Origin of the sequence: Azospirillum sp. TSO22-1 (assembly GCF_003116015.1) — a bacterium.
Taxonomy (GTDB): domain Bacteria; phylum Pseudomonadota; class Alphaproteobacteria; order Azospirillales; family Azospirillaceae; genus Azospirillum.
The window spans coordinates 1-11,516 of sequence record NZ_LGQZ01000007.1 but is presented as its reverse complement, the minus strand read 5'-3'; the positions used below and the strand labels follow the sequence as shown (position 1 = coordinate 11,516).

Here is an 11,516-nt window from a genome sequence, read left to right as displayed (position 1 = left end):
CCCGGCTACACGCTGAAGTACCTGGCCCTGGGGTGGTGCACCACGATGGCCGAGGTGCTCTGCTCCGGATGCAGTTGGAACTCGTCGGACAGCTCGACGCCGATGCGCTCCGCCCCCAGCAGCGCCATCAGGTGCTTCTGGTCCTCCAGGTTCGGGCAGGCCGGGTAGCCGAAGCTGTAGCGGGAGCCGTGGTAGCCCTGCTGCAGCAGCTTCTCTTTGTCGCGCGCGTCTTCGGCGCCGAAGCCCAGTTCCGCGCGGATGCGGGCGTGCACGTACTCGGCCATCGCCTCGGCCATCTCCACCGAGAGGCCGTGCAGGTACAGGTAGTCCTGGTAGCGGTTCTCGGCGAACCACTGCCGCGCCACGTCGGAGGCCTTCTGGCCCATGGTGACGACCTGCAGGCCGATGACGTCGCGCTCGGGCGAGTCCACGTCGCGGAAGAAGTCGGCGATGCACTCGCCGTCCTCCTTGCCCTGGCGCGGCAGGGTGAAGCGGGCGACCTCGGTCTTCCCGCCCTCATCGAAGAGGATGACGTCGTTGCCCTCGGCCGCCGCCTTCCAGTAGCCGTAGGCCGCCTGCGGCTGGAGGATCTCCTCCTTGGCGCAGAGCTGCAGCATGCGGTCGAGCACCGGGCGCAGCTCCTTCTTCGACCACGCCATGAACTCCTCGAAGGACTTGCCGTCCTTCCGGTAGCCCCACTGCAGCTGGTAGAGCATGCGCTCGTTCAGGTAGGTCACCAGCGTCTTCAGCGGCACGTACTCGATGACCTTGGCCCCCCAGAACGGCGGGGGCGGCACCGCGACGCCCTCGGCCAGGCGGTTGCGGCGGGCTTGCACGGCCGCCGTGTCGACCGGGCCGGTGGCGGCGCTGGTCGCCTGCCCCAGCACGCGGCGGCGGTTCGTCGCCTTGCCGGCGCGCTTGGCCTGCTGGACGGCGAGCAGGTTGTCGAAGCCGCCGGTCACCACCTGATCCATCAGCGTCAGGCCATCGAAGGCGTCGCCCGCGTACGCCACGCGGCCGGGGCCGTAGGAGCGGACGCAATCCTCCTCGACGTAGGCGCGGGTGAGCGCCGCGCCGCCGAGCAGAACCGGGACCTCCAGCCCCTCACGGGTCATCTCCTCCAGGTTCTCGCGCATCACCACGGTGGACTTCACCAGCAGGCCGGACATGCCGATGGCGTCCGCCCCGTGCTCCTTCGCCGCCTGGATGATGGCGCCGACCGGCTGCTTGATGCCGAGGTTCACCACCTTGTAGCCGTTGTTGGTGAGGATGATGTCCACGAGGTTCTTGCCGATGTCGTGCACGTCGCCCTTCACGGTGGCGAGCACCATGGTGCCCTTCTGCTGGCCCTCGACCTTCTCCATCAGGGGTTCCAGGTAGGCCACCGCCGCCTTCATGGTCTCGGCCGACTGCAGCACGAACGGCAGCTGCATCTTGCCCGAGCCGAACAGCTCGCCCACCACCTTCATGCCGTCGAGCAGGAAGGTGTTGATGATCTCCAGCGGGCTGTACGTCTCCAGCGCCTTCTTGAGGTCGTCCTCCAGCCCGGTGCGGTCGCCGTCGACGATGCGCTGCTTCAGGCACTCCTCGATGGTCTCGGGGCGCGCCTTCTTCTTGGCGTCGGCCGCCTTGCGGCCCTCGAACAGGGCGATGAAGGCCTGGAGCGGGTCATAGCCGTCCGCTCGGCGGTCGAAGATCAGGTCCTCGGCGGTCTTCACCTCCTGTTCGGGGATCTGGTGCAGCGGCATGATCTTGGAGACGTGCACGATGGCGCCGGTCATGCCGCGCTTGACGGCGTGATCCAGGAACACCGAGTTCAGCACGTGCCGCGCCGCCGCGTTCAGGCCGAACGACACGTTCGACAGGCCGAGGATGATCTGGCAGCCCGGCAGCTCGCGGCTGATCGCCTCGATGCCGTCCAGCGTCCAGATCGCCAGCTTGCGGTCGTCCTCGTTGCCGGTGGCGATGGTGAAGGTCAGCGGGTCGAACAGCAGGTCGGCCGGGTTCAGCCCATACTCCCCCACCGCCAGATCATAGAGGCGCTTGGCGACGGCGAGCTTGCGCTCGGGCGTCTTCGCCATGCCCTCCTCGTCGATGGTCAGGGCGATCACCGCGGCGCCGAACTTCTTGGCCAGCTCCAGGCGCTTGCGGGCGGGGTCCTCGCCATCCTCGAAGTTGATGGAGTTGATGATCGCCTTGCCGCCGTAGAGCTGCAGCGCGCTGTCCAGCACATTCAGCTCGGTGGAATCGATCACCAGCGGGGCGGTGACCGAGCCGACGAAGCGCTTCACCACCTCATTCATCTCGGCCACTTCGTTGCGGCCGACGAAGGCGGTGCAGACGTCGAGGGAGTGGCTGCCCTCCTTCACCTGCTCGCGCGCCATCTCGACGCAGCCGTCCCAGTCGCCCTTCTCCTGCAGCTCGCGCCACTTCTTGGAGCCGTTGGCGTTGCAGCGCTCGCCGATGGCGAAGAAGGCGTTCTCCTGGCGTAGCGTCACCTGACCGTACAGCGAGGCCACCGCCGGCACCCAGTGCACGGTGCGGCCCTTCGGCGCCGGGCGGTGCTGGCCGGCGGGGGCCAGCTTGCGCAGCACGGCGTCGGCCGCGGCGATGTGCGGCACGTTGGTGCCGCAGCAGCCGCCCACCAGGTTGACGCCGTCCTCGGCGATGAAGCGCTCCAGCCAGTGGCCGAAGTCGGCGGCGGCCAGCGGGTAGTGCGTCTTGCCGTCCACCAGCTCCGGCAGCCCGGCGTTCGGCTGCACGGAGATCAGGCCCGGCCAGTTCTGCGACAGCCAGCGCACGTGCTCGCCCATCTCCAGCGGGCCGGTGGCGCAGTTCAGGCCCATCAGCGGCACGTCGAGCGCCTCGATGATGGTGGCCGCCGCCGCGATGTCGGTGCCGACCAGCAGCGTGCCGGTGGTCTCCACCGTCACCTGCACGAAGATCGGCGTGTCGGTGCCGGCGTCCCGGCGGGCGCGCTTGACGCCGTTTACCGCCGCCTTGATCTGCAGGGGATCCTGGCAGGTCTCGATGAGGATGGCGTCGCAGCCGCCGGCGATCTGCCCGGCCGCCTGCACGAAGAAGCTCTCCTCAAGATCCGCGTAGGGCATGTGCCCGAGGCTCGGCAGCTTGGTGCCCGGCCCGATCGAGCCGAGGACGAAGCGCGCGCGGCCGTCCTTGAAGGTCTCCGCCGCCTCGCGCGCCAACTCGACGGCGCGCTGGTTGATCTCGAACGCCTTTTCCGCGATCCCGAACTCGCCCAGCGTCACCGGCGAAGCGCCGAAGGTGTCGGTCTCCACCATGTCGGCGCCGGCCTCGTAATAGCCGCGGTGGATCTCGCGGACGATGTCCGGGCGCGACAGCGGCAGGATGTCGGTGCAGTTCTCGTGCCCCCAGAAGTCCTTCTCGACGTCGAGGTCGATTGCCTGGATGCGGCTGCCGAACCCGCCGTCGCACAGGAGAACGCGGTCACGCAGGGTGTCGAGGATGTGGGGCATGGGACTCTGTTTTCTTTGCTTCGGTGTGGTTCGGGTCAGTCGAGGCCGTGGCGGTTCGCCGGCCACCAGCCGTGATCGAGGATCTGATCGAGGGTGTACGGGCACTCGACGGGCAGCACTCTTGCGGGAACGCCGTCCTGGGCCAAACCATCGGCGGCCAGCCGGAGCGCATTGCGATGAATGCGGACGAGGTCGATCCGCCCGCGCAGGCTGGGGCTGGTCTCGATTTCCTCTTCCGCTTCGATGCGATGATTGGTCACCGAGGTCCGCCAGTTGGGACGGGGATCGCGAGCCGGCGAATACTCGAGCTTCAGAAGGTGCTCGATGACCCGCATGAGGGCGCTGTTCAGTGCCCTGGCGTCCGAACGGCCCACGCTTTCGATCTCCTCTGCCACCAGTTCCCAATCGATGGGCGTGCTGATCCGCTCGCGCGCGACCTGACGCAGCAGGTCGGCCTGCTCCTGGGTCCAGGCGTAGAAATCCTCGTCGTAGGCGAACTTGCCGCTCATGGCCGGCCTCCGCTCATCCGATGCCCCGCCACCCTAACATGGGCGCCATCGGCCGTCCTACCCAGCCGCCGGAACCGCCGCCTTCGCCTTGATGCCCAGCATCCGGCAGATGGCGACGGTCAGGTCGGCGCGGTTGAGGGTGTAGAAGTGGAAGTGCTCCACCCCCTGCGCCTGGAGGTCCTGGCACTGCTCGGCCGCCACGGTGGCGGCGACCAGCTGGCGGGTCTCCGGGTCGTCGTCCAGGCCCTCGAAGGTCTCGGCCATCCGCGCGGGGATGGTGGCGTTGCACTTGCCGGCAAACTCCACCGCGCGGGCGTAGTTGGTGATCGGCAGGATGCCCGGCACGATCGGCACGTGGATGCCGGCCGCCGCGCAGCGGTCGCGGAAGCGGAAGTACTTCTCGTTGTCGAAGAAGAACTGCGTGATGGCGCGGGTCGCCCCGGCGTCCACCTTGCGCTTCAGGTTGTCGAGGTCGAACTGGGCGTTCGGCGCCTCCGGGTGCGTCTCCGGGTACGCCGCCACCGAAATCTCGAAGTCGGCGACCGTCCTCATGCCGGCCACCAGATCGGCAGCGTAGGCGTAGCCGCCGGGGTACGGCTCGTACCGGCCGCCCAGGCCGCCCGCCGCCTCGGGCGGGTCGCCGCGCAGCGCCACGAGGTGGCGGATCCCGGCGTCCCAGTAGGTCCGGGCGATGGCGTCGATCTCCTCGCGCGTGGCGCCGACGCAGGTGAAGTGCGCCGCCGCCGGGATGCCGGTTTCCTTTTGAATCCGGGTCACCGTGTTGTGCGTGCGCTCGCGCGTCGAGCCGCCGGCACCATAGGTCACCGACACGAAGGCCGGCGCCAGCGGGGCGAGGCGCTGGATGGCCTGCCACAGGCTCTGTTCCATCTTCTCCGTCTTGGGCGGGAAGAACTCGAAGCTGACCGCCGGGGCAGAGGACGTCATGAGTGGGCTCCGGTCATGGAGAGAGAGGGAGTGGACGAAACGGCCGCGCGCCCGGCGAGCCGGACGGCGGGCCAGATGGAAACGGTGAGCGGGTCGCCCGGCAGGTGCACCACCGGGCCGCACTCCAGCCCGGCCTGACGGCACCACGCCGCGACCTCGTCGTCGGCGAAGCCGAGGCGGCGGTGGGCGTGCTCGGCGCGGAGAGCCTCCAGCCCGTGCGGCGCGAAATCGACGATCAGCAGCCGCCCACCGGGGCGCAGCACGCGCGCCGCCTCCCCCAGCACGTCGGCCGGGTCCTCGGAGAAGTGCAGCACCTGGTGCACCACCGCGGTGTCGAAGGAGGCCGAGGGGAACGGCAGCTGGTACATGTCGGCCTGCCGCACGTGGCAGTGGCGCAGGCCGGCGGCCTCCAGATTGGAGCGGGCGACCGCCAGCATCTCGCGCGACTGGTCGACGCCGACCGCGCGCGGGCTCTTCGGCCCCAGCACCTCCAGCATGCGGCCGGTGCCGGTGCCGATGTCCAGCAACTCGCCGGGGCCGGAGTCGGGCAGCAGGCGCAGCAGCGCCTCCTCCACCTCGCGCTCGGGCACGTGCAGCGAGCGGATCTCGTGCCAGCGCTGGGCGTTGTCGCGGAAATACGCGGACGCCGCCTCGGACCGGCCGCGCTTGATCGCCTCCAGCCGCTCCAGGTCGAGCGCCAGCGTCGGATCGTCGGCGGGGATGGCGTCCACCAGGACGCGGGCCAGTTCGGCCGAGGGGCCGCGCTCAGCCAGCCGGAAGAAGGCGAAGGTGCCCTCGCGGAAGCGGTCGAGCAGGCGGGCGTCGCACAGCAGTTTCAGATGGCGCGAGACTCGCGGCTGGCTCTGGCCCAGGATGTGGGTCAGCTCGCTCACGGTCAGCTCGCCGTGGGCGCACAGCGCCAGCAGCCGCAACCGCGTCGGCTCCGCCGCTGCCTTCAATGTCGCCAGCAGATCGTCCATCGCCAGCCGTCCATCCCCCGATTCGGAAGCGCCATGCGCTCTCACTGATACAGATATAAAGATATCTTTATGCAGCGTAAACCGAATTCGGCGCGGCGCCGGTTTTCGCCCACCAAATGGGCGTCCGCAGCACGGATGTGGACGCGCTTACCACACCCGCGCCCGGTTCCTTGCCTCTCGAATGTCCTAGACTGGTCAAAAGGCTACGCCTGTGTTAGTGGACGGAATGGGCGGGTGTTGTCCGGCGTCAGGCTGGCGGCGTCCGCCGCCCGTCCGTTTCCGCCCTCGTCGCAACAAGAAACGAAGCCTCCATGATGCCGGCCACCGCTATCCGCAGCCTTTTCCGCACGGCGCTCGCCGCCACCGTCGCCCTGGCTCTGGCCGGGTGCGCGTCCGGCCGCAACGGAACGGGCCAGGACGAGGTCTACGACCCCCTGGAGGTGCCGAATCGCTTCGTGTTCGCGATGAACGATGCGGCCGACATCCTGGTGATCCGTCCGGCGGCCGAGATCTATGCCGGCACGGTGCCGGATCCCGTGCGCAACGCGGTGCAGAACATCCTGGAGACCCTGCTGGCGCCGCTGGTCATCGGCAACTCGCTGCTGCAGGGCGACGGACAGAACGCCAGCGACGCCACCGGCCGCTTCATGACCAACGCCATCCTGGGCCTGGGCGGCGTCTTCGACGTGGCCTCCACGGCCGGCATCCCCGCCTACCGCACCGAGGACTTCGGCCAGACGCTGGGCGTGTGGGGCGTGGGCGAAGGGCCGTATCTGGTGCTGCCGCTGATCGGCCGCTCGAACGCACGCGATGCGGTGGGCTACGGCGTCGATACGGTGGCCGACCCGTTCCGGATCGCGACGTCGGCCGCCAACGCCAACGGCGTCCTCTACAGCCGCTCCGCCGCGGCCGCGATCGACACCCGCTCCCGCCTCCTGCGCGAGGTGGATGACATGCGCCGCAGCTCGGTGGACTTCTACGCCGCCGCGCGCAGCCTCTACCACCAGCAGCGCAACGCGTCGATCAGCAACAGCACGAGCGCCGGCACGCCGGAGTTCCCGGAGTTCCCGGAGGACGCCAAGCCGAACATCTCGCCGCTGCGCTGATCCGAAGCGAGTGCGTCTTCCGCCACTGTTGACAATCGCCTGGGCACCGCCACTTTGACTTTGCCATGCTGACCCGTCGCCATCTCCTCACCGGTGCGGCCCTGCTCGCGTTCAGCGGTTGGGCCTCCCTGAACCCCGCCTTCGCGCAGTCCGCCGATCCCGGCGCCGGCGCGTTCATCCAGAAGCTCGGCACCGAGGCGATCAATTCGTTCGCCAACAAGGGCCAGCCGAAGCCCGCGGCGCTCGCCAAGTTCAGGCAGCTGCTGAGCGAGGGCTTCGACGTGCCGTACATCGGCCGCTGGGTGCTCGGCCGCTACTGGAACCAGGCCAGCCCGCAGCAGCAGCAGGAATACCAGAAGCTGTTCGAGCAGCTGATCGTCAAGACCTATGCCGACCGCTTCGTCGAGTACTCCGGCGAGACGTTCAAGATCACCGGCACCCGCCCCGAGGGCGAGTCCGACACCATGGTCACCACGCAGATCATCCGCCCGGCCGGCCCGCCGGTGGCGGTGGACTGGCGCGTGCGCAAGCGCGACGCCAGCTACAAGATCATCGACGTGGTGGTCGAGGGCGTGAGCATGGGCGTGACCCAGCGCCAGGAGTTCGCCTCGGTGATCCAGTCGAACGGCGGCAAGATCGACGGCCTGATCCAGGCCCTGCGCCAGAAGACGGCGCAGCAGCCGGGCTGACCGGGGCCGTTCATCGGGAAAAGGGCCGTCCTTCGGGGCGGCCTTTTTTTGTTGGACAACGACCTGATTCCTGCCGGGGCACCGTGACGGCGGGCAACATTCACACGGATTGCACGGATCGAGGCACGGATTACACGGATCTTTTCTTCTTGCTTGGCAACGGCTTACGGATAAGCTCGCGCGCTGCAAGCATCAAAATGTCCGTGTAATCCGTGCCCAAATCCGTGCAATCCGTGTGAATGTTGCCGCGGATACGGATCGCTGGCGAGGATCCCACCCTCTACGCCCCCGCCGGCTCCGGCACGCCCGCCTCGGCCAGCGGGATCGCCACGCGGAAGCTGGCGCCGCGGGCCGCCGGCAGCACCTCCAGGGCGCCGCCGATCTGCCGGCTGAGCGTGGTGACAATGCGCATGCCCAGGCTGCGCGTCGCCTCCAGGGTGAAGTCCGGCGGCAGGCCGGGACCGGTGTCGGACACCGTGAACAGCAGGCGGCCCGCGTCGCGCTTCAGCGACAGCACCACCTCCAGCGGGCGGTCGCCGCCGTGCTTGATGGCGTTGGTGATCAGCTCGTTGGCGATGAGGCCGAGCGGCACCGCGGTGTCGATCGGCAGTTCGACCGGATCCGCCTCGACGCGCAGCCGGAACGCCGCCGAATCGCCGGACGCGCTGACCAGATCGTCGCACAGCGCCTCCAGGTAGGTCGCCAGTTCGACCGTTTCGAACCGCTCGGTCTGGTACAGGCGGGAGTGCACCTGGGCGATGGCCTGGATGCGGCCGATGGCATCCTGCACCTGGTGGCGCAGCTCGGGGTCGGACAGCCCGCGCAGTTGCAGCTGCAGCAGGCTGGACACCAGGTGCAGGCTGTTCTTGACGCGGTGGTTGACCTCGCGCAGCAGCAGGCTCTTCTGCTCCAGCGCGCGCTGCAGCTCGTGCTGCACGCGGCGGCGCTCGGTGATGTCGCGCAGGATGCCGGTGATCGAGCCGCTGCCCTCCACCATCCAGCGCGCCAGCGACAGCTCCAGCGCCACCGCGTCGCCGCTCCGGCGCCGGCCGGTCACCTCGCAGGATCCCTCATCCGCCGGGCCGGGCGGCGTCAACCAGCGCCCCGCGTCCTCGCCGAGGATCAGCGATATCGGTTGGCCGACCGCCTCGTCCGTGGTGTAGCCGAAGCCGCGCTCGGCGGCGCGGTTCAGCCACTGGATGGTGCCGGCGACGTCGGTGGTGACGATGGCGTCGCGCGCCGTATCGACCACCGCCCGGTAGCGCGCCTCGCGCCGCTCGCGCAGCTGGCGGTCGCGCTCGGCCGCCGGGGTCACGTCGACGACCTGCACGAGGCAGAGCGGCCCCTCCTCCGGGGCGCCGGGGTCCAGCCGGCGCACGGTGGTGCTGTGCACCATGGGTTGGCCGTTCGGCCGGGTCAGCCCCAGCAGGTGGCGGTTCAGCGTGTGCGACAGCACGGCCGGCGCGCCGGTCGCCAGCGCGTCGCCGACGGCGAGGTCGATGCGCGAATCGCGCGCCTCGGGGAACAGGTCCAGGAAGTTGCGCCCCACCGCCTCGTCCACCGGACGGCCGGTGGCGCGCGCCATCCAGGCGCTCCACAGCCGCACGCACCGCCGCGAATCGAGCACCATCACGCCCACGTCGAGCGCGCCCAGGATGCCGGACGACAACTCCGGCGGCACAGCGTCAGCGGGGCGATTTGTCATGCCCGGCCTCCGGCACCATGCCCGCGATGAATCTGTGGATCAGCTCGCGCAGTGCCGTCAGCGACGGCAGGTCCATCAAGAGAGCGATATAGCCGCGGATGGCACGGCTGCGAATCGAGAAGTCGATGTAGAGCAGCAGAACATGGTCGCTCGGCACCTCGGCGTCGCCATGGCTGTACAGGATCGTGCGTCCGTCGCCGCGCAGCAGGCTGGGCAGCGAGATGCTGAGGCTCTCGCGCAGCGCGTTGGCGATCATCGACAGGCAGCCGTTGAGGATGACGTTGCCCATCTCGGTCAGCGCCTCCTGCTCCAGGTCGACGATCTCCTCCAGGCTGTAGCCGTCGCCGACGGCGGCGCGCACCAGCTCCAGCGAATTGACTTCGGGAAAGATCAGCAGCGCCCGGCCGGAGAAACGCCCCTGGAAGCTCTGCCCGACCGCCACGAACTGCGTCGGCCCGCCGCGCGAGAAGGCTTCGATCGCCGTCTCGCGCTCGACGATGGACACCAACGGCACCGACAGCGCGACCTGGTCGGAAACCATCTTGCTGAGGAAGGTGGCCGCACGGCTCACCCCCATGTTCAGCAACTCGGTCAGCGCGTCGCGCTCCAGTTCGTCCAGGTCCATCATCCTCAAACTCTCCCGCTGCCGCGGCGCGACCGGCGATGGAACAGTGGCGACTCGCTCCCTCCCGGTCAAGGTCAGGCGCCCCTCACCAACGACCGAGGCCACCCCCGGACGGGCATACGTCTAAGGGCAGGATTCGGAAGGAAAAAGCACTGCACCGGCCGCCGCCGCAGGTGACGCGGCATTGTTGCGCGCGCATACTCGGCCACCCACGCCACAGACCGCACAGCCACGCATGCCTCCCTCCGCCGTCGAGATCGCCGAGATCAGAGCCATCCTGGTCGCCCATCAGAACTGGCTGCGGCGGCGTGGCGGCAAGCGCGCCGACCTGAGTTTCCGCGACCTCGCCGACGTCGATCTGACCCGCGTCACGCTGACCGGGGCGAAACTGGCCGGCGCCAACCTCTCCGGGGCGAAGCTGGCGACCGCCGACCTCAGCCAGGCCGACCTGTTCGGCGCCGACCTGGAGCGCGCCGACCTCACCGGCGCCAACCTGTCGGGCGCCGACCTGCGCGGCGCCAACCTGCACCGGGCGGTGCTGACCGACGCGGTGATGCGCGGCGCCGATTTCCGCGCCGGCGAGCTGGTGGACGACGGCAACCGTGCCCCCGACTCCCGTGCGACCGAGGCGCGCACCGGCGGCACCACCAGGCTGACCGAGGCGCGGATGGACCGCTCCATCCTCACCGGCGCCAACTTCACCGGCTGCGACCTGTCCGGCGCCGACCTCAACGACGCCGACCTGAGCGGAGCCGAGCTGAGTTCGGCGGTGCTGCTCGGCACCGACCTGACGGGGGCCACGCTGGAGGGCACCAATTTCGGCGGTACGGTGATCGACCACGCCACGCTGAGCCGCACCTACATCCCCTTCGTCCTGCCGCCCGACGCCGTCGTCGAGCCGAGCTACGCGCCGATGGCGACGGACGCCTTCCTCGCCGCGCTCGGCGCACACGAGGACTGGGTCGAGCAGCAGGGCCGCAGCGGAGCCCGCCTCGACCTCGACCTCGTGGAGGTGCCGCCGGGGCTCGACCTGGGCGGCCGGGTGCTGGCGGCAGCACGGCTGCGGCGCTGCCGGCTGCCGGGGGTCCGGCTCGCCGGGGCCGATCTGCAGATGGCCGACCTGTCCTACGCCGAGCTGGAGGGCGCCGACCTCCGGCGCGCCGACCTGCGCGGCGTCACCCTGCGCCGCGCCGTGCTGAAGGGTGCGGTGCTGACCGGCGCGCTGGCACAGCCCCTGCCGCTGGCCGGCGGGCGCGAGTGGCCGGCGAACCTCGACGGCGCCGACCTCTCGGGCGCCGACCTGCGCGACACCGACTTCAAGCGGGCGGTCGTGCGCTCGGCGACGCTGAGCGGGGCGAAGCTGGAGGGCTCCGGCCTGACCGCCGAGGACGCCGCCCCACCCCGCCCGCCCGAACCGCACGAGCGGCGCCGGCAGAAGCGCTACGTCCGTCCGGCCATCC

Annotated in this window: 9 protein-coding genes; 3 read left to right on the top strand and 6 right to left on the bottom strand. The window is 69.7% G+C overall.

Annotated elements, in window-relative coordinates; genetic code table 11:
- Positions 1–5: 5 nt before the first annotated feature.
- The 4 genes from metH to TSO221_RS01860 are packed head-to-tail and all read right to left on the bottom strand — an operon-like array spanning position 6 to position 5,931.
- A complete protein-coding gene (metH, locus tag TSO221_RS01875) occupies positions 6–3,497 on the bottom strand; it encodes a methionine synthase (RefSeq protein WP_109116790.1) in 3,492 nt (1,163 codons plus the stop codon).
- A gap of 35 nt (positions 3,498–3,532) precedes the next feature.
- Positions 3,533–4,006 (bottom strand): DUF29 domain-containing protein, encoded by a 474-nt coding sequence (locus tag TSO221_RS01870; protein WP_109116789.1) that lies wholly within the window; start codon positions 4,004–4,006, stop codon positions 3,533–3,535.
- A 57-nt stretch (positions 4,007–4,063) separates the two neighbouring features.
- Positions 4,064–4,951, bottom strand: coding sequence for a methylenetetrahydrofolate reductase (gene metF, locus TSO221_RS01865; RefSeq protein WP_109116788.1), 888 nt, complete (start codon positions 4,949–4,951; stop codon positions 4,064–4,066).
- On the bottom strand, positions 4,948–5,931 hold the full coding sequence (locus TSO221_RS01860) for a metalloregulator ArsR/SmtB family transcription factor (RefSeq protein ID WP_109116787.1): 984 nt from the start codon (positions 5,929–5,931) through the stop codon (positions 4,948–4,950). The genes metF and TSO221_RS01860 overlap by 4 nt, the downstream gene beginning before the upstream one ends.
- Before the next feature lie 311 nt (positions 5,932–6,242).
- On the opposite strand from TSO221_RS01860, the gene TSO221_RS01855 reads away from it, so the two are divergent.
- Entirely contained in the window at positions 6,243–7,037 is a 795-nt protein-coding gene (locus TSO221_RS01855; protein WP_109116786.1) for a VacJ family lipoprotein, read from the top strand.
- A gap of 65 nt (positions 7,038–7,102) precedes the next feature.
- Positions 7,103–7,726, top strand: a complete 624-nt coding sequence (locus TSO221_RS01850) for an ABC transporter substrate-binding protein (RefSeq protein ID WP_109116785.1) — start codon at positions 7,103–7,105, stop codon at positions 7,724–7,726.
- Between the two features lie 280 nt (positions 7,727–8,006).
- Here the strand turns inward: TSO221_RS01850 and TSO221_RS01845 are convergent, their stop codons facing one another.
- Both TSO221_RS01845 and TSO221_RS01840 read right to left on the bottom strand, forming a co-directional pair.
- Complete coding sequence (locus TSO221_RS01845) at positions 8,007–9,431, bottom strand: histidine kinase dimerization/phosphoacceptor domain -containing protein (RefSeq protein ID WP_109116784.1); 1,425 nt, start codon at positions 9,429–9,431, stop codon at positions 8,007–8,009.
- Positions 9,412–10,059 (bottom strand): chemotaxis protein CheX, encoded by a 648-nt coding sequence (locus TSO221_RS01840; RefSeq protein WP_109116783.1) that lies wholly within the window; start codon positions 10,057–10,059, stop codon positions 9,412–9,414. The genes TSO221_RS01845 and TSO221_RS01840 overlap by 20 nt, the downstream gene beginning before the upstream one ends.
- 232 nt (positions 10,060–10,291) lie before the next feature.
- Between TSO221_RS01840 and TSO221_RS01835 the strand changes: the two genes are divergently transcribed.
- Positions 10,292–11,516: pentapeptide repeat-containing protein (locus TSO221_RS01835; RefSeq protein ID WP_109116782.1), on the top strand; the 1,225-nt coding region annotated here is incomplete at its 3' end.